This window comes from Rhodococcus sp. NS-SX18 (assembly GCF_057367935.1).
In genome coordinates, this window is the sequence record NZ_CM170633.1 from 315,013 (window position 1) to 334,940 (window position 19,928).

The following is a 19,928-nucleotide window of genomic DNA, read 5'->3' on the forward strand; positions in this document are numbered from 1 at the left end:
TCGCCGCCGGTATCCGACGGGGGACGCGCACGCGGACGCCGCAGATCGAGAAAGAGAGCATTGTTCATGCGTTTTGTCCCGAGGTTGTCGCAGCGCCTCCGCAGGCGCGTGCTCGGCGTGGGCGCCGCAGCCCTCGTTCTGCCGGTTGCCGCCGGCGTCGCCGGAAGCACCGCCGCGCTCGCCGCTCCCGCAGCCGCCACCCCGATCTCGCACCGGGCACCGGCCGGTGGGTTCGAGGAAGTCTTCGTCGACTCCGACATGGGCCCGATCAAGGTGCAGATCCAGTGGGCCGCCCGCGGCGGTGACGCGGCGCTGTACCTGCTCGACGGCCTGCGCGCCCGGGACGACGCGAACGCGTGGAGCTTCGAGACCAACGCGCGCGACCAGTTCGCCAACGACAACGTCACCCTGGTGATGCCGGTCGGCGGCCAGTCGAGCTTCTACACCGACTGGTACGCGCCCAGCAACCTCAACGGCCAGGACGTCACCTACAAGTGGGAGACGTTCCTGACCGAGAACCTGCCGGACTACCTCGCCACCCGCGGCGTCTCCCGCAGCAACAACGGCATCCTGGGCCTGTCGATGGGCGGTAGCGCCGCGCTGACCCTGGCCGCCTACCACCGCGACCAGTTCAAGTTCGCGTCCTCGCTCTCCGGCTACCTGAACCTGTCGGCTCCCGGCATGCGTGAGGCCATCCGCGTCGCGATGCTCGACGCCGGCCGCTTCAACGTCGACTCCATGTGGGGCCCGCCGTGGAGCCCGGCCTGGCTGCGCAACGATCCGTTCGTGTTCGCGCCGAAGCTCGCCGGCCTGTCGATGTACATCTCGGCGGCCAGCGGCCTGCCCGGTCAGCACGACAACCCGCAGGGCCTGGTGGGTGTCTACAACACCGCCAACGCCATGGGCCTCGAGGCGCTCGCCCTCGCCCAGACCCGTGCCTTCCAGATCAAGCTGGCCACCCTCGGCATCCAGGCCCGTTTCGACTTCCCGGCGCGCGGCACGCACTCCTGGAAGTACTGGGAAGAGGAGCTGTGGAAGGCTCGTCCCCAGATCCTCGAGGCACTGAACGCCTACTGATCGCGCCGAACCACCCGGCACACACTGACGGTCCGCATGCCGCCCCACGACCCGAGAGGGACGAGGGGCGGCATGCGCCGTTTCCCGGATAGTTGACAAAAACCACAGCCGTCACAGCGCGGCACCCCCACCCGGCGCCCGTTCACGTGTAGAAACAGTCTTCGAGACGCGGGGCCCGGTCGCCCGTCGACGCCCCAGCAACGCAGAAAGTGAGCGATGCCGATGCGAACTGTGCTTGGCGGACGTCCAACCGTGCGCGCCCGGCAGCCGGTGCCGCCCGCACGACGGAGGCGGCGGGTCTTCGGGGCGGTCGCCGCAGCTCTCGTCGCCCCCCTCGTCGCCGGAACCCTCGCCGTCGGCGCCGCGCACGCGGTGCCGGTGGACCGCAGCGAACCCACCGCCGCGCAGGCCCCGTCCGGGGTGACGGTGCAGCGGGTGGACTGGCTGACCGACCGGCGCGTGGCCCTCTGGGTGAACTCGCCGGCGATGGGCACGCCTATCCAGGTGCAGTTGCTGCTGGCCCGGGACTGGAACATCGAACCGGAAGCGCGGTTCCCCGCTGTCTACATGCTCGACGGCCTGCGCGCCCGCGACGACGAGAACGGCTGGACGATCGAGACGGACGCCGAGGCCTTCTTCGCGGACAAGAACGTCAACGTCGTGCTGCCGGTGGGCGGACAGTCCAGCTTCTACGCCGACTGGGTGGACCAGAACAACGGGCGCAACTACCAGTGGGAGACGTTCCTCACCAAGGAACTTCCCCCGATCCTCGAGGGCAACTGGCGCACCACGAAGGAGCGCGGAGTCGTCGGCCTGTCGATGGGCGGCACCGCCGCGATGTTCCTGCCTGCACGCAATCCCGGCTTCTTCAAGTTCGCGGGGTCGCTCTCCGGCATCCTGACCACCACGACCCTCGGCATGCCGCAGGCGATCCAGTACGCGATGCAGGACGCCGGTGGCTTCGACTCGTCGGCCATGTGGGGCACCCCCGGCGGCGAGCAATGGGCCGCCCACGATCCCTACCTGCTCGCGGACAAGCTCGAGGGCGTGAGCCTGTACGTCTCGAGCGGCAGCGGCAGCACCGGACCGTACGACCAGCCGTCGGGTGTCCCGGGCGTGAGCACGAACTACGCCGGCATGGGCCTCGAGATCCTGTCGCGGCTCACCTCGCAGGCGTTCGCCACCAAACTGAACAAGGTCGGCATCCCCGCGCAGGTGGTCTACCGGCCGTCGGGCACCCATTCGTGGCCGTACTGGGAATTCGAGCTGCACCAGCTGTGGCCGCAGCTCGCCAACGCCCTCGGCGTGGAGGTCACGAAGCCGAACTGCAGCGCATCCGGCGCGATCGGCGACGCCGCCGCCGCGTGGATCGGCGACTGCCTCACACCGGAGTACGCCGTCGCGGGCGGGCGCGTCCAGGACTTCCGCTTCGGCCGGATCTTCTCCTCCACCGAGGGCGGCGCCCGCCCGGTGGCGGGTGCCGTCGGCGGGGCCTACCAGGCCGCCGGCGGGCCGGCCGGTCCGCTCGGCTACCCGACCACCGAGGAACGTGGCACCCCCGACGGCCGCGGCCGGTTCAACCACTTCCAGCACGGCTCGATCTACTGGACCCCGCAGACCGGGGCGCACGCCGTGCGCGGCGCCATCCGTGACGAGTGGGCGCGCCAGGGCTGGGAGGGCGGTCCGCTCGGCTACCCGGTGGCCGACGAGGTGGCCACCCCGAACAAGCCCGGAGTGGTGCAGGGCTTCGAGATCGGCGCCCTCTACTGGACCGAGCCGCTCGGCGCCCACGCCGTGCAGGGGATGATCATGGGCAAGTACGCCGAACTCGGCTACGAGAACAGCTGGCTCGGATTCCCGAAGACCAGCGAGATCCCCGTCAAGGACGGCGGCCGGTTCAACGAGTTCGAGGGCGGCAACATCTACTGGAGTCCGCTCAGCGGCGCCTGGTCCGTTCGCAACGGGCCCGTGTTCGACGCGTGGAAGAGCGCCGGCTACGAGAACGGTCGACTCGGCTTCCCCATCGGCGACGAGTTCCCCATCCCCGGCGGTGTCCAGCAGAACTTCCAGGGCGGATTCGTCACGGTGGTCGACAACGTGGCCACCGTCCGCCCCTAGGATCGTCACCCGCAGTTCCGGTGCCGCCGCGGCGGCCCGTAACCACCGGATCGGGCGGTGACCGCGACGCACGGGTCGCGGTCACCGCCCGGTTCGCATCTGTAGCCTGGGCACTGCCCATTTCCGACGATTGGATGCGAGGACACCACCACATGCCTGCACGGACCCGTTCGAGCCTGACCCGCGTCCTGGGCGCCGGCGCCGCGGCGCTCGCCGCCACCGCCCTCCTGGGCGCCTGTGGAAGCGACGATTCCACGGCGACGAACACCCCGTCGACGTCTGTGTCGGCGACCACCTCGACATCCGCCGCCGAGACCACCGCCGCCAAGGCAACGACGACCGCTCCCGAGGGCGCGGCCACCACGAGTCCGGGCGAGGCCGCCACCGCACCCCCGGCGCAGCCGGAGACCGAACCCGGATTCCCGGGCCCGGCCGAGGTGCCGGTGGACGACCGCGGCCAGGCGTTCCTGGACGGGTTGCGCGAGCAGGGCGTGGAACCCGCCGCCGACGGCAGTATCGCCATCAACACGGCCAACTACATCTGCGCCGCGACCGCACAGGGCAGCTCGCCCGAGGAGATCAAGACGATCGTCACCGCCGCAGTGGGCAGCGAGGCCACGGCCGCCGGCAAGGAGATCTCCGACGCCGACGCCGCGACGACCGCCGACGTCTACATCACCGTCGCCCGCGACACCTTCTGCTAGGAGCAGCAACCATGACGGCCCGAGCGAAGCAACGACGCCGGAGGCGGGGAATCCTCGTACTCGGGATTCTGGTCGTCCTGGCGGCCGTGCTCGCGATGTGGTACATCCTCGCGGGCCGGCTCCCGGTGCCGGGGCCGCCGGGGCCGCTCGGGCCCGAGAAGCCCCAGGCGCAGCCGGCCTCGTGCCCCGACGTCCAGGTGGTGGCGGTGCCGGGCACGTGGGAGTCGGCCGCCTGGGACGATCCGTACAACCCGACGTTCAATCCGCTCTCGCTGATGCTGAACGTCACGCGTCCGCTGCAGGAGCGCTTCGACGCGCAGCGTGCCGATGTGTACACCGTTCCGTACGTGGCCCAGTTCTCGAATCCGGTGGCACTCCCGCCGGACGGTCAGCAGTCCTACAACAACAGCCGCACGGCCGGCACCGCGGCGACCGAGGACATCCTCGAGCGACGGTTCGCCGAGTGCCCGCTGACCAATTACGTGCTGACCGGATTCTCGCAGGGCGCGGTCATCGCGGGCGACGTCGCGTCGCGCATCGGTGCCGGTGACGGGCCTGTTCCGGCGGACCGCGTGCTCGGGGTGGCGCTCATCGCCGACGGCCGTCGCGATCCGGGGACGGTCGAGACGATCGGGCCGCCCGTCGCGGGTGTCGGCGCCGAGCTGTCGCTGAACGGATTGCGTCTGCCGGGGATCACCATGACCGGCGCGCGGCCGGGTGGATTCGGCGAGCTCGAGGACAAGGTGGTGGACATCTGTGCACCGACGGACGGGATCTGCGACGCTCCGCCGAATGCGCTCAATCCCGGCAACTGGCTCGCCAGCGCGCCGCGATTGCTCGAGTACATGAACAACCCCGTGCACGCGCTGTACAACACCTTCGTCGTGGACGATTCGGGTACGACGGCGACGCAGTGGGTGGCGAACTGGGCGAGCGAGAAGATCGAGGAGGCGCCGACCCCTCCCGAGGAGTGATCGCTCCTCGTTGTTACCGGCCGGTAGTGTCGGGGATCACCACCCGATACACTCACTGGTCGGTCGGCGCTTAGACTCGACCTTCGGTCACGACCCGGGAAGTCCTTCCGGGGCCGTGACGCGCGACCACTGCCACACGAGAAGAGGTTCGATGAGCGCCACCGACGGCTCGGCTGTCACGCAACCGCGGAAGTTCCGTTTCGCCGCGGGTGGCGAGGGCAACGCCGAGGAGGGCGGTGCCCGGCGCTTCGTCGAGCTGGCGCGCAAGGCCGAGGAACTCGGCTACGACAGCTTCATGATCCCGGACCACCTGGGCAACCAGGTCGGACCCATGGCCGCTCTCGGTGCGCTCGCCGTCGCCACCGACAAGATCCGCCTCGGCACCGCCGTCCTCGCGAACGGCTTCCGGCATCCCGCGATCCTGGCCAAGGACGCCGCGACCGTCGACGTCCTCTCGGGCGGCCGGCTCGAACTCGGGATCGGCGCAGGGTGGATGAAGGAGGAGTTCGACAAGGCGGGCATCGCCTACGAACGTCCCGGCGTCCGGATCGAGAAGCTCGAGGAGACCCTGCAGATCCTGGACGTGCTCCTGCGCGGCCGGGAATGCAACTTCGAGGGCAAGCACTACCGCATCGACGGCCTCAAGGGCAGTCCGCGTCCGCGGCAGGGCCCGCGCCCGCCCATCGCGGTCGGCGGCGGGGGGCCGAAGATGCTCGCCCTGGCGGCGAAGTACGCCGACATCATCTCGGTGGCCACGCCCACGAATCGGGACGGCCGTTTGTTGCTGTCGGGGATCACGATGGGCAAGACTGTGGAGCGGGTGGACGTGATCCGTCGCGCAGCGGGGGATCGGTTCGATGACATCGAGCTGAACTGGACCATCACGATGATTCTCGTCACGGATGATCGGGAGCAGACTGCCGAGATGGCACTGGCTGCTCTCGACCAGGGCTTCCCCCCGAACATCGAGGTGGACGTCCGGCTCACCGTGGACGAGATCCTCGAATCGCCGTATCTCGCAATCGGTTCCTACGAGGAGATCGCCGAGCAGATCCGTAACGTGCGGGCGAAGACAGGGATGTCCTATGTGGGGGTCTTCCCTACTCAGATGGAGGCGTTCGCACCGGTGATTCCGCTGTTGGCGGGGGAATGACCGATGCGGATCTGTAACATAATCGTGATTTCGGATCGATGGACAGATTCGTGAGACGCACGGCCGGATGCTGTTGAGCTGTACAGGTACGACGATCCGCTAGCGCGAGGACAAGGACGGGGCGCAACCATGTCGAGTGGTTGTGGGATCGCTTCGACAGGGAGAAGGAATGAGCGTCGGGTTCGAAGAGTTCATCGATGAGAACGGACAGATCGTGTTGCCCGAGGGCAACACTCTGCTCGACCACCTCGAGCAGCATTTCGCCGAGAACGGCGACGATCTTGCGTACCGTTACATCGATTACTCGCGGGAACGTGACGGCGAGGTCCACGAGCTGACCTGGCAGCAGTTCGGGGTCCGCCTGCGCGCGATCGCGGCCCGGCTGCAGCAGGTCACCGAACCCGGCGACCGCGTCGCCATCCTCGCCCCGCAGGGCCTGGACTACGTCGTCTCCTTCTTCGCGGCCATCTATGCCGGCACCATCGCCGTCCCGCTGTTCGACCCCGACGAGCCCGGCCACACCGACCGGTTGCATGCCGTCCTCGGCGACTGCACGCCCAGCGCCATCCTCACCGCCACCACCTCCGCGGCCGGGGTCCGGCAGTTCTTCCGGCCGCTGCCCGCCGCGCAGCGCCCCCGCATCATCGCGGTCGACGCGATTCCCGACACCGTCGCCGAGTCGTGGACGCGACCCCGGATCGGCACCGACGACATCGCCTACCTGCAGTACACCTCCGGATCGACCCGCGTGCCCGCGGGCGTCGAGATCACCCACCGCGGTGTCCTCACCAACTGCATCCAGATGGCCGACTCCATCGAACTCAACGAGGGTTCGCGTGGTGTGACGTGGCTGCCGCTGTTCCACGACATGGGCCTGCTCACGATCATCCTGCCGGCGATCGGCGGCAAGTACATCACCATCATGAGCCCCCGCGCCTTCGTGCAGCGGCCGGGCCGGTGGATCAAGGAACTCGCCGCGGTCTCCGACGGCGCCGGCACGTTCGCCGCAGCGCCGAACTTCGCGTTCGAGCACGCGGCCGCGCGAGGACTGCCGAAGCCGGGTGAGACCCTCGACCTGAGCAACGTGATCGGCCTGATCAACGGCAGCGAGCCGGTGACCACGTCCTCGATGCGCAAGTTCAACGAGGCGTTCGCGCCGTACGGCCTGCCGAAGACCGCGATCAAGCCGTCGTACGGCATGGCGGAGGCGACGCTGTTCGTCTCGTCCACCCGGCACACCGACGAGGCCAAGGTCATCTACGTCGACCGCGACGAGCTGGGCGCCGGCCGCATCGTCAAGGTCGACAAGGAGGCGCCGAACGCCATCGCGCAGGTCTCCTGCGGTTACGTCGCGCGCAGCCAGTGGGCCGCGATCGTCGACGCGGAGACCGCCGCCGAGGTGCCGGACGGGCACGTGGGGGAGATCTGGCTGCACGGCGAGAACATCGGCATCGGGTACTGGGGACGAACTCAGGAGACCGCGGAGACCTTCCACAACACGATCGCCGACCGCCTGACCGACGGCAGTCACGCCGAGGGCACGCCTGCCGACGCGCACTGGCTGCGCACCGGCGACTACGGCGTGTACGTCGACGGCGAGCTGTACATCACCGGCCGCGTCAAGGACCTGGTCATCGTGGACGGGCGTAACCACTACCCGCAGGACCTGGAGTTCTCGGCGCAGGAGGCCAGCTCCGCGCTGCGTCCCGGCTTCGTCGCCGCCTTCGCCGTGCCGGCCAACCAGCTGCCGCAGGTGGTGTTCGAGAACTCGCACTCGGGCCTGCAGTTCGACGCCGACGATGCCTCGGAGCAGCTGGTCATCGTCGCCGAGCGTGCGCCGGGCGCGGGCAAGGCGGATCCGCAGCCGGTCGCGGACACCGTGCGGGCGGCGATCTCGGCACGGCACGGCGTGACCGCACGCGACGTCCTGCTCGTTCCGGCCGGGTCGATTCCGCGCACGTCGAGCGGCAAGATCGCGCGTCGCGCGTGCAAGGCCGCGTACATCGAGGGAACCCTGCGCGGCGGTTACACGCAGCAGGCCTTCCCCGATAGCGTTTAAACATTGTTCTCTTTCCCGGGTAGCGTGGTGGGTTGATGGCTGACACTGAAATGACCGTCGCGCAGCTGCGCGAATGGCTGCGGAACTGGATCGCCGAGGCCACCGGGCAACCGGTGGCACAGATCTCCGACGATCGTCCGATGGAGGAGTTCGGTCTCTCGTCCCGCGACGCCGTCGCGCTCAGCGGTGAGATCGAGGAACTGCTCGGCGTCACCCTCACCGCGACGATCGCGTACCAGCACCCCACCATCGCGTCGCTGGCCACGCGCATCATCGAGGGCGAGCCCGAGCTCCCGGAGGGTGACGACAGCGCCTTCTATGCCGCCGGTCCGGCCGGCCGGGCACACGACATCGCGATCGTCGGTCTCGCCACCCGGCTGCCCGGGCACGTGAGCACCCCCGCCGAGATGTGGGAGCTGCTCGCGCAGGGCCGCGACGGGATCACCGACCTCCCCGAGGGACGGTGGTCCGAGTTCGCCGACGACCCGCAGATCTCGTCCGCCATCGCCGCGGCCAACACCCGCGGCGGGTACCTCGACGACGTCAAGGGCTTCGACGCCGAGTTCTTCGCGATGTCGCCGCGCGAGGTCGAGATGGTCGACCCGCAGCAGCGTCTCGCTCTGGAACTCACCTGGGAGGCGCTCGAGCACGCCCACATTCCGGCCAGCGACCTCAAGGGCCGCCCGGTCGGTGTGTTCATCGGCAGCTCCGCCAACGACTACCAGCTCCTCGCGGTGAGCGACCCGTCCGCCGCGCATCCGTACGCGCTGACCGGCACGGCGACGTCCATCGTCGCCAACCGGGTCTCGTACTTCTTCGACTTCCGCGGCCCGTCCGTCGCCCTGGACACAGCATGCTCGTCGTCGCTCGTGGCCGTGCACCAGGCGGTGCGGGCCCTGCGCGACGGCGACGCCGTCGTGGCGCTGGCGGGCGGCGTGAACATGCTCGTCGCGCCGGCCGCGACACTCGGCTTCGACCAGCTCGGCGTGCAGGCCCCCGACGGCCGCATCAAGGCCTTCTCGGCCGACGCCGACGGCATGGTCCGCGCCGAGGGTGGTGGCCTCGTCGTGCTGAAGCGGCTCGAGGACGCCGAGCGGGACGGCGACACCGTGCTCGCCGTCATCGCCGGTTCCGCCGTCAACCAGGACGGCCGCTCCAACGGGCTGGCGGCACCGAACCCCGAGGCCCAGGTCGACGTGTTGCGCCGCGCCTATCGGGACGCGCGCATCCTGCCGTCCGGCGTCGACTACATCGAGGCCCACGGCACCGGAACCGTGCTCGGCGATCCGATCGAGGCGGACGCCCTCGGCCGGGTCGTCGGCCGCGGCCGCGACGCCGACAAGCCGGCGCTGCTCGGTTCGGCGAAAACCAACTTCGGCCACCTCGAGGCGGCCGCCGGCGCGGCGGGCCTGATCAAGGTGGTCCTCGCGATGCAGGAGAACCATCTGCCGGCGACGCTGAACTACACGGCGCCGAACCCGTACATTCCGTTCGAGCAGGCCCGCCTGAAGGTCATCCCCGAGGGCTCCGAGTGGCCGCGCTACACCGGCAAGGCGATCGCCGGCGTCTCCGGGTTCGGCTTCGGCGGCACCAACGCGCACGTCGTGGTCCGCGAGTACACCGGCCCCGAGGCAGACACGGGGACACCGGCACCGGCCGAGCCGGAGTCGAGCGAAAGTGTCGTTCCGTCGGCGCAAGGAGCCGAAGGGCACGTTCGCTCGGACGAGAACGCCGAGCGCCCGGTGCTGCTCGCGGTGTCCGCGGCGATGCCGTCGCGCCGTCGCCGGGCCGCCGCCGACCTCGCCGACTGGCTCGAGACGGAGGCCGGCAGCACCACGCCGCTCGCCGACGTCGCCCGCACCCTCTCCCGCCGCAACCACGGGCGCTCGCGTGCCGTCGTGATCGCCACGACCCGCGCCGAGGCCATCGCCGGGTTGCGCGCCGTCGCCGCCGGTAAGCCCGCCCAGGGCGTGTTCTCCGCCGACGCCCCCGCCGCCAACGGGCCGGTGTGGGTGCTGTCCGGATTCGGGTCGCAGCACCGCAAGATGGCCAAGCAGCTGTACCTCGAGAACCCGGTGTTCGCGGCGGCCGTCGACGAGATCGACGAGCTGATCGAGGACGAGGCGGGCTACTCCATGAAGGAGAAGTTCCTCGACGACGCCCAGGACTACGACGTCGAGACCTCGCAGGTCGGCATCTTCACCATCCAGGTCGCCCTCGCGAAGTTGCTGCGCCACCACGGCGCCGAGCCGTCCGCCGTCGTCGGCCACTCCATGGGTGAGGCCGCCGCCGCATACATCTCGGGTGGTCTGTCGCTCGAGGACGCCGTCCGCGTCATCTGCGCGCGCTCGCGCCTGATGGGTGAGGCCGAGGCGCTGCTCGAGGGCGACGACATCCGCCTCATGGCACTCGTCGAGTACAGCGCCGCGGAGATCGAGCAGGTCCTCACCGACTACCCGCACCTCGAGGTCTGCGTCTACGCCGCGCCGACACACACCGTGATCGGCGGCCCGCAGGCCGAGGTCCACGCGATCGTCGCGCGGGCGGAGTCGGAGGAGAAGCTCGCCCGCGTGCTGCAGACCAAGGGCGCCAGCCACACCTCGCAGGTGGATCCGCTCCTCGGCGAGCTCGCCGCCGAACTCGCCGGCATCGAGCCGCACCGGCTGAAGGTCGACGTGTACTCGTCGGTCGACCAGGACACCCACTACCGCGCCGGGCACGAGCCCATCCACCAGGTCGAGTACTGGACCAAGGGGCTGCGGCACAGCGTCTACTTCACCAACGCGGTGAAGCTGGCCGTCACCGACGGGCACACCACCTTCGTCGAGCTGGCCCCCAATCCGGTCGCGCTGATGTCCGTGGCCGCGACGGCATACGCGGCCGGGGTCATCGACACCCAGCTGATCCAGACCCTCAAGCGCAAGGAGGACGAGCCGCTGGGCGTGCTCACCGCCCTCGCGCAGCTGTACGTGCACGGCCACACCGTGGACCTGCACAGCCTGCTCCCCGCCGGCGCGTACGCCGATCTGCCGCGGACGGTGTTCCTGCGCAAGCCGTTCTGGCTCGAGACCCGCATCGGGACGGGCGGCAGTGCCCGCGTGCCCGGTGCGCACGTCGCGCTGCCCGACGGCCGGCACGTGTGGGAGGTGCGCGCCGACGCCGTCACCGACCTCGGCGAACTCGCCGTCGCCGCCGCGTCGCAGGTGCTCGCCGACGTCACCCTCACCGCGTCCGTCCCGTACGGCGACGTCCCCGCCACCGGCACCCTCACGACCACGCTGACCCGGCACCTCGGCGGCGCGTCGCTGCACGTGCACGGGCGTGACGCGGCGGACGGCGAGTTCCGGTTGCTGTTCGACGCGGTCGTCGCCTCCGGTGATGCACTGCCGGCCCCCGCCCCGGCGCCCGCGCCGGCCGAGCGTTCCGCCGGCCCGGTCGAGACGCTGCCCGAGGTGGTGGAGACCTTCGGCGACAAGTGGGATCCGAACGGGTCGCAGACCCTCGAGGATCGGCTGGCGCTGATCGTCGCCGAATCGATGGGCTACGCGCCCGAGGACCTGCCCGTCGAGATCCCGCTGATCGAGCTGGGCCTGGACTCGCTCATGGCGGTGCGGATCAAGAACCGCGTCGAGTACGAGTTCGACATCCCGCAGTTGCAGCTCGCCGCGGTGAAGGACGCCAGCCTGCGCGACGTCGCGAAGTACCTGCGGTACGCCGTGGAGAACCGCGAGGAGGTCGCCGCGCTGGCCGCACAGCAGGCCGCGGACCGCGACACCGCCGAGCGGGAGGACGCGGCGCTCGAGCTGCCTCCGATCTCGCCGGTGGAGGACACCGGGGTGGTGCACGAGGCCGAAGCGATCCTGGAGGCTGCCGAGGCCGCAGACGCTGGGAAGGCAGACGCTGGGAGGGCCGGGGCGAGCACCGACGAGGCCACCGACGTCACCGACCGGCAGGCGGTCGCGGAGGCCTCCGGCACCGACGTGCCGCCGCGCGACGCCGCCGAGCGGCTCACGTTCGCGACCTGGGCCGTGATCACCGGACAGTCCGCGAAGGGCATCTTCAACACCCTGCCGATCCTCGACGACGAGACAGCCGAGCGTCTCGCCGCCCGGCTGACCGAGCGGGCGAACGGCGAGATCACCGTGGACGACGTGCTCGACGCCGAGACCATCGAGCAGCTCGCCGAGAGCGTGCGCCGGCACCTCGAATCGGCGGATCGCATCGACGGGCTCGTCCGTACGCTGCGCCCGCGGCCCGAGGGCTCGAACGCCGTGCCGGTGTTCGTGTTCCACCCCGCCGGCGGATCCACCGTCGTGTACGAGCCGCTCCTGCGCCGGTTGCCCGAGGGCACCCCGATGTACGGCTTCGAACGCACCGAGGGCCCGATCGAGCAGCGCGCCCAGGAATACCTGCCGCAGATCAAGGCGATCCAGGGCGACGGTCCGTACGTGCTGTACGGCTGGTCGCTCGGTGGTGTGCTCGCCTACGCGGTCGCCCGGCTGCTGCGGGCCGAGGGCAAGGACGTGCGGATCGTCGGTCTCATCGACACGGTCATGGCGGGGGAGAAGGTCGAGGACACCCCCGAGGAGATCACCGCGCGCTGGCAGCGATACGCGCGGTTCGCGAAGAAGACCTACGGGGTCGACGCTCCGCTGCCGTACGACAAGCTCGCCGCGACGGACGACGAGGGTCAGGTGCGCATCCTCATGGACCTGCTCAAGATGAGCGGCACGAAGATCCCCGGCGGCATCATCGAGCACCAGCGCACGTCGTGGCTGGACAACCGGGCCATCCAGACGGCGAAGCTCGAACCGTACGACGGCGACGTGGTGCTGTACATGGCGGACCGCTACCACGACGACGCCATCGAGCTCGAGCCCGCATTCGGGACCAGGCAGCCCGACGGTGGCTGGGGTGAGTCGGTCCGTAATCTGGAGGTCATCCGTGTCGGCGGCGATCACCTCCAGGTGGTCGACGAGCCGTACATCGGGAAGGTGGGGGCCGACCTGACACGCAAGCTGGCCGACATCGAGGCCACGAGGAGCTGATCGAGTAGTGACCACGACGACGGCCGAGAAGCTGGCCGAGCTGCGCAAGAATCTCGAGATCGCCAAGGAGCCGGCCGGGGAGGCCGCGGTGGCCAAGCGCGCCGCAAAGGGCATCCCCAGCGCCCGCCAGCGCATCGACATGCTGCTCGATCCGGGCAGCTTCGTCGAGATCGGTGCGTTGATGAAGACGCCCGGCCGCGACGACGCGCTCTACGGTGACGGCGTCGTCGTCGGTCACGGCACCGTCGAGGGCCGGCCCGTCGCGGTGTTCTCGCACGATCAGACCGTGTTCGGCGGCAGCGTCGGCGAGATGTTCGGCCGCAAGGTCGCGGCGATCCTCGACTTCGCGCTGAAGATCGGCTGCCCGGTGGTCGGCATCAACGACTCCGGTGGCGCGCGGGTGCAGGACGCGGTGACGTCGCTGGCGTGGTACGCGGAACTGGGCAAGCGGCACGAGCCGCTGTCGGGGCTGTGCCCGCAGGTGTCGATCATCCTCGGCAAGTGCGCCGGTGGCGCCGTGTACGCCCCCATCAACACCGACGTGGTCGTGGCCACCGAGGAGGCGTACATGTTCGTCACGGGACCGGACGTCATCAAGTCCGTCACCGGTGAGGACGTCAGCCTCGACGAGCTCGGCAGCGCCCGCAAGCAGGCCGAGTACGGCAACGTGCACCACGTCGCGCCGGACGAGAAGGCCGCGTTCGAGTGGGCCCGCAAGTACCTGAGCTACATGCCGTCGAACGCGCAGGAGAAGCCCCCGGTGATCAATCCGGGGCTCGAACCGGAGATCACCCCGGACGATCTCGAGCTCGACACGTTCATGCCCGACGCGGACAACTCCGGCTACGACATGCACGACATCCTGCTCAAGATCTTCGACGACGGCGACTTCTTCGAGATCCGCTCGCAGGTCGCCCCGAACATCATCACCGGCTTCGCCCGCGTCGACGGCCGGCCCGTCGGGGTGGTGGCGAACCAGCCGCTGTACCTGTCCGGGGCGCTCGACGCCGCGAGTTCGGACAAGGCCGCGCACTTCGTGCGGGTGTGCGACGCGTACGACATTCCGCTGGTGTTCGTCGTCGATACCCCCGGCTTCCTGCCGGGCGTGGAGCAGGAGAAGATCGGGGTCATCAAGCGCGGCGGCCGGTTCCTGTTCTCGTTCGTCGAGGCGTCGGTGCCCAAGGTCACCGTGGTGGTGCGCAAGTCCTACGGCGGTGGCTACGCGGTGATGGGGTCGAAGCAGCTCGGCGCGGACGTGAACTTCGCGTGGCCGACGGCACGGATCGCGGTGATGGGCGCCGAGAGTGCGGTGGCGGTCATCGGCCGTCGCCAGATCGAGGCCGCGGGCGAGAACGCGCCGGCGGTGCGTCAGCAGCTGATCAACTTCTACAACGAGCACATCGCGACGCCGTACATCGCGGCCGAACGCGGCTACATCGATGCGGTGATCGAGCCGCACAAGACGCGTCTGGAGATCCGCAAGGCGCTGACGTTGCTGCGCGACAAGAAGGTGTTCAAGAACCCGCGCAAGCACCACCTGCTTCCGCTCTAGTGGTGGGCCGAATGTCACATTGCGTCGATCGTATCGACGCAATGTGACATTCGGTTCGTCGCGCGGGGTTACCGCAACCGGACATCGGGCCGTGGACGTTCGAGACCCTGCTGATAAGCCGCCGCAAGGTCGGCGAGCACGACCGCCGGTTCGTGCCGGATCTGCCTGGGCAGATGGGTGACGACGATGATCCCGTGCCGCTGCATGACGGCCCGGCGCCGCATCGTCGCCTCGTGATCTCGTGCGCTGAGATGATGTGCGAACGAGTCGATCTCCCACGCCAGTGCCACGGCGTCGAGCCAGCCGTCCGGACGGGCGATCCAGGTTCCGTTCGAGTCCTCGACCTCGCGGTTGTGCACCATTGCGGGCAGGCCCGAGGTGGAGTACAGCTTCTGGGCCTTGATCTCGGCGACCGAGTGCGCATCGTCGACGAGCTCCTGGATCACCTTGCGGGGCACCGCCGTTCCTCGGCTGCTGCCGTCTGCAAGCTCGCGTGCCAGATGGTCCACGGTGACATCGCCGCGTTGGAGTGCGGCGGCGAACAAGGCGCGGCAGTCGTCCGTTCGTGACGTGCGCCGTCCGGCATCGAGCAGGCTGCGCGCGACGGGTGCGATCCGCAGCGTGCCCTTGCGTACGGGTTCGGGTACACGCCAACTACGTTCGACAGTGACGAACGAGAAGTTCCTGCGATGCCGATTTTGCGGGATGAGCAGCAGGATGTCGCTCTTCGTCGCCGAGGGGGCGTATCCGTGTACGCCGAGCGCGGCGTGGCCGGAGATGACGGCCTCGTCGCCTCCGTACATCTGCGCTGCCGTCTGTCGGTGCAGTTGGGTGAGCGGGCCGCTGTGCAGGGCAACGACACCGGGCAGAATCCGTTGCCACGGACCACCCTTCCGGCAACGACCGGAAATTGTGCTGCTGCTCATCCCGCAACCCAACAGTGTCGAGGTGCGGATGATGCCGTTGACACTCAACCCGACGAGCTGTTCGACGTCGTCCCCCCACGTACCGCGTCTCATGCCGCACATGATCACCGGAAAATGCCGCGTTCGAGGGGCACAACGGGAGGGTGGGGGAAATCTGTGGATGAACCGTGTGGTTGTGGACTACCTGTCCTCGACGGACGGACGGACGGACGGACGGGCGGGCGGACGGACGGGCGGACGGGCGGACGGGCGGACGGACCGAATGTCACATGGGTTCGATTCGATCGACGCGATGTGACATTCGGTCCGAACGGTCAAGGGGCGACCCAGGTCCCGACTCCTGGGAGGTACGTGAAGCCGTTCGGGACGGTGACGGTGGCGACGATTCGGCCGGAGCCGGTCTCGGCGCGGGGTGTACCGGTCATCCCTCCGCCGAGCACCGGCCGGGACGGGAGTTCGTTGGTCCCGCTGGCCCCGGTGGTGAGGTTGGTCCAGGAGATCTTGCAGTAGCACCACATGCTGCCGCCGAACCAGCTGATGCCGGGCTCGTCGGGGTCGACGCGCACCGTGACCGCTTCGTTCACCATGGCGCCCCCGTAACCGAACGAGCCGGACTCGCCCGATCCGATGACACGCGAGAGCGTCGTGGCGGTTTCGGGAGCGGCGACGGCCACTGGGGCGGTTGCCACGCCGGCTCCGAGAACCGCGGCGGTAACGGCCGCGAGCCCGAATGCACGCTTCTTCGACATACAGTTCCTTCCGTAGCCGGCCCACCCCCGCTGGCCCGATGAACAGTTCGCGATCGAGCAGAATCGAACATTCGTGACATCGCGCCCGAACCGGACGCCGTTACCGGCGGCGCGACTGCCGTTGACCGAATGTCACATTCGGTCGATAGAGGCGAAGCGATGTGACATTCGGTCCAACGGGCACGAGGTCCGCACGCGGGATCGGCGGCAGAAGGGTGGCCTACTCGTACACGCGCAGCGTGGCCGGGTTCCACAGCCCGGAGCGGGTGACCTCGGCGGTCTGCGGCTGTGCCGGCACCGCGTCCGGGTAGAACCGCACGTACCGCTCGAGCGAGCCCCAGTCGCGGGCCCAGTCGTTCTTCAGATACGTGGGGATCTGCTCGGGGCGCGCGAGGGCCTCGGTGAAGCCGAGGGGGCCGCCGTTGTCCGCGGACTGCCAAGTGTCGGTGGAGGATACGGCCAGCGGTCGGTCCGGCAGGATGCGGTAGTTCGGCATCTCGGCGATGCCGTAGCGGTGGTCGAACGGGCGCTGGCAGGGGAACTGCAGGCCGACCGCCCAGTCGAGCAGCACCGGCTGCTGGGAGCCGACCACGGCGTCGAGCGTCTCGAGTTTCGGCACGCGCGGCGGGGTGAACGCCAGCCACTGGTCGCCGGTGAGGTTGGGGTCGTTGGCGACGATGCGGACGGCGTCGGTGTCGGCGGGCAGCTCCGACAGCGGGATGCGCAGGTTCCGCCACGACGGCGCGGGCCCGATGTCGCGCGGCAGATAGGTGCCCTGCGGCTCGACGGTGCCGTCGGGCAGGCGCCTGCCGTACTCGACGAGCAGCGACTGCCCGTAGGTGGTGGCGCCGGTGTCGTCGACGGACCAGATGCGGCCCGCTGCCGAGATGACGACGAGCGGCGCGTCGTCGGTGCGCTCGGGCAGCCCGTACCAGCTCGACGTGAGCAGCGCCGGTTCCTGCACGCCCTCCTGGTAGCTGCCGAGCACGGGGGTGACGGCCGGGTCGAGGCCGAACGGCAGCTTGGCGTCGGAGCCGTTGACGGTGCGGGCGCCGGTGCCGCCGGTGGTGCCGCCGCCGGCGCCGGTCTCGAACGTCGGCCCGACGCTCTGGTTGTCGGTGTTGCCCTGGCCGGGCTTGACCTCGACGTAGTCGGCCGTGAGGTCCGACGGGATGCCGTTGGGATCGAAGCCCACGGGTTCGGCGCCGGCGAGGGCGTCGCCGCCGCGGGGTGGGTTGTCCGGGTCGACGATGGGCGCGAGCCGACCGGAGTTCGGGTCCGATTCGACGAGGACGTCGTCGGCCAGCCCGCACGTCTGGCCGGCGAGCGCGCCGACGTTGGACCGGGCGAGCGAATACGCCGGATACTGCGATACCGCGCCCTTGAGCAGCGACAGCACCTCGAAGAGCACCATCGCTCCGGCGACGACGGTCAGGGGCGCCGCGGCGAACTTGCGGATCCGGCGGCCCTTGCGGGTCGTGGGTCTGGGTTGCGGCGGCGCGTAGCCCTCCCGCAGGTACTGCCACGCGACGAGCCCGAGGGCGAGCCCGAAGAGGATCAGGAACAGTGAACTGGACTGGTTGCCCTTGAAGGAGACGGTCTTGTCGAACCACGGGATGCCGTAACTCGACACGTACCACCAGCCGTTGATGCCCGCGAACGACACGGCCAGCACGAACAGCAGTCCGGCGAGGAAGATCGTGCGGTTGCGCCGCGACCGCAGCGCGCTCGCGGAGACGACGACCGCGGTGAGGGCCGCGAGGGACCCCGCGATGCCCGCGTACGCCCCGAAGTGGTGGGTCCACTTCGTGGGGTTGAACATCATGAAGAAGATCGTGCCGAAGACGATGCCGATCAGCCGCCACGACGGTCCCGTCGCGACGCCGGGGATCCGGCGCCGGCGCAGCAGCACCAGCAGCGACGTGAACAGGCACAGCAGCATGACGAGGAACGCGAACCGGCGGGCGAGCGAGCCGTCGACGGTCTGCACGAACAGGTAGTAGTAGCGGAGGAAGTCGTTCCACCACTCCTCGTTCGGGCCGATGATCGTGCGCACGCGGGTGGCCTCGAGCACGGCGGCGAGGGTCTGGTCGGAGAACACGACGACGAGCACGAGCGTGCCGGCGGCGGCGATCGGGGCGAGCAGCGGCAGCGTCCCGACCTCGCGGTGGCGGCGCACGACGATCCGGGTCATGGGCCGGATGCCGGCGAGCAGGGCGGCGATACACATCAGGCCGGTCGGGGCGGCGGCGAGGGTGAACGCGCCGATCATCACGGCCGTCGCGGCCGGCAGCAACCGGCCCGTGGCGATCGCCCGTTCGATCGAGCACCAGGTCAGCAGGGCGCCGAGCGCGACGATCGGCTCCGGACGCAGGCCGTTGTTGTAGGGCAGCCAGAAGGCGAGGAACACCAGGCCGCCGGTCCACAGGGCGACGGTGTTGTGCCGGACGGCCCGCCCGAGGCGGGGCACCACCTCGCGGCTGATCACCATCCAGCAGGTGATGCCGGCGAGCAGGGCGGGCAGGCGCATCCAGACGCTGGCGGTGGAGATCTCGGCGAACGCGGCGAGCACGTCGTAGTACCAGCCGAAGGGGGCCTCGGGGACGCCGAACCAGCGGAAGTAGTTGGCCATGTAGCCGGAGTGCTCGGACACCCGGGCCATGGTCAGCAGGTAGCCGTCGTCGGAGGTGTTCGCTCCGAAGAAGTGCCACCCGACGAGGGTGCCGACGACGACCGCGTCGACACCGGTGAACTTCCACCAGCGCGACGGCAGGAAGCGGCGATGTCCCCGGCCGTCGGTGCCGTCGAGTTTGGCGAGCGCACCGACCGCCAGCGCGGTCGACAGGGCCGCCAGGATCATGGCGAGGAGCTTGACCACCGTCGGCGACGACGAGAACCGGGAGTCGACGTCGACGGTCACCGACATGCCGGGCACCGGGGTGTCCAGGTCGCTGAACACGCCGACGACGAGGGGTCGCAGATCGCCGGTCAGCTCACCGGCGCGCGGGTTGCCGTTCTCGTCGCTCAGGCCGACGAACTCCGCGGTCGTGCGGTCGACGTCGGAGAAGATGCTGATCTCGGCGCACGCGGCGGACTCGACGTCGCTGCGCGGGGCGGTGGCCACGACGACGTTGCGGTCGAGAACGTCGACGTTCTCGGCGCCCACCCGCACGAACATCGCGTTGAGTGCGGCGCCCTCACCGCTCGGCGGCGCGGTCGCGAGGAGCATGCCGCCGCCGGGCGGCATGCCGGCGACGGCGGTGCACGGCACGGTCGCGCTCAGCTGCAGCGGCACCTGCGACATGAGCGGCACCTCGACCGGTCCGGTCGAGCCGTTCTGCGGCCAGGTGACGGTGGCTTCGGTGACCTTGACGGGCAGGAACGGGGTCGCGACGGCGAGGAGCACACCGAGCAGGCCCGCCACCACGGCGACGAGCCGGGCGGTGCGGTACTGCGCCCGCAGATCCCGGGCAACCGGCGGCCGCGAAACGGCTGCGGAGGGGGCGGGAACTGTGGTCACGTCGTCGGGCACGATTGTCGATGGTATCGGGCGCAGATGAGCGGACGC

General features: G+C 69.7%; 11 protein-coding genes. 8 read left to right on the plus strand and 3 right to left on the minus strand.

What is annotated here, in order from left to right:
* Nucleotides 1-66: 66 nt before the first annotated feature.
* The 8 genes from AC2IPW_RS01420 (at nt 67) to AC2IPW_RS01455 (ending at nt 14,685) form a co-directional block, all read left to right on the plus strand.
* Nucleotides 67-1,077 (plus strand): alpha/beta hydrolase, encoded by a 1,011-nt coding sequence (locus tag AC2IPW_RS01420; RefSeq protein ID WP_029540191.1) that lies wholly within the window; start codon nt 67-69, stop codon nt 1,075-1,077.
* A gap of 252 nt (nt 1,078-1,329) precedes the next feature.
* Entirely contained in the window at nt 1,330-3,195 is a 1,866-nt protein-coding gene (locus AC2IPW_RS01425; protein WP_486376115.1) for an alpha/beta hydrolase-fold protein, read from the plus strand.
* A 152-nt stretch (nt 3,196-3,347) separates the two neighbouring features.
* A complete protein-coding gene (locus AC2IPW_RS01430; protein WP_054372885.1) occupies nt 3,348-3,899 on the plus strand; it encodes a DUF732 domain-containing protein in 552 nt (183 codons plus the stop codon).
* Between the two features lie 11 nt (nt 3,900-3,910).
* Nucleotides 3,911-4,873 (plus strand): cutinase family protein, encoded by a 963-nt coding sequence (locus AC2IPW_RS01435; protein WP_003937156.1) that lies wholly within the window; start codon nt 3,911-3,913, stop codon nt 4,871-4,873.
* Between the two features lie 151 nt (nt 4,874-5,024).
* A complete protein-coding gene (locus tag AC2IPW_RS01440) occupies nt 5,025-6,026 on the plus strand; it encodes an LLM class F420-dependent oxidoreductase (protein ID WP_003937155.1) in 1,002 nt (333 codons plus the stop codon).
* Between the two features lie 169 nt (nt 6,027-6,195).
* Nucleotides 6,196-8,085: a long-chain-fatty-acid--AMP ligase FadD32 gene (gene fadD32 / locus AC2IPW_RS01445; protein ID WP_003937154.1), complete on the plus strand. Its 1,890-nt coding sequence runs from the start codon at nt 6,196-6,198 to the stop codon at nt 8,083-8,085.
* Nucleotides 8,086-8,135: 50 nt separating this feature from the next.
* The gene (pks13, locus tag AC2IPW_RS01450) at nt 8,136-13,133 is read left to right on the plus strand and encodes a polyketide synthase Pks13 (protein ID WP_486377072.1); all 4,998 of its coding nucleotides are present in this window, start codon (nt 8,136-8,138) and stop codon (nt 13,131-13,133) included.
* A 7-nt stretch (nt 13,134-13,140) separates the two neighbouring features.
* On the plus strand, nt 13,141-14,685 hold the full coding sequence (locus AC2IPW_RS01455) for an acyl-CoA carboxylase subunit beta (protein ID WP_003937152.1): 1,545 nt from the start codon (nt 13,141-13,143) through the stop codon (nt 14,683-14,685).
* Nucleotides 14,686-14,753: 68 nt separating this feature from the next.
* On the opposite strand, the gene AC2IPW_RS01460 is transcribed toward AC2IPW_RS01455, so the two are convergent.
* The 3 genes from AC2IPW_RS01460 to AC2IPW_RS01470 form a co-directional block, all read right to left on the minus strand.
* Nucleotides 14,754-15,704, minus strand: coding sequence for a hypothetical protein (locus AC2IPW_RS01460; protein ID WP_486376116.1), 951 nt, complete (start codon nt 15,702-15,704; stop codon nt 14,754-14,756).
* Nucleotides 15,705-15,925: 221 nt separating this feature from the next.
* Nucleotides 15,926-16,300 carry a hypothetical protein gene (locus AC2IPW_RS01465; protein ID WP_486376117.1) on the minus strand — a complete coding sequence of 125 codons (375 nt, stop codon included), beginning with the start codon at nt 16,298-16,300 and terminating at the stop codon, nt 15,926-15,928.
* Nucleotides 16,301-16,580: 280 nt separating this feature from the next.
* Complete coding sequence (locus AC2IPW_RS01470; protein WP_486376118.1) at nt 16,581-19,892, minus strand: arabinosyltransferase domain-containing protein; 3,312 nt, start codon at nt 19,890-19,892, stop codon at nt 16,581-16,583.
* Nucleotides 19,893-19,928 lie beyond the last annotated feature (36 nt).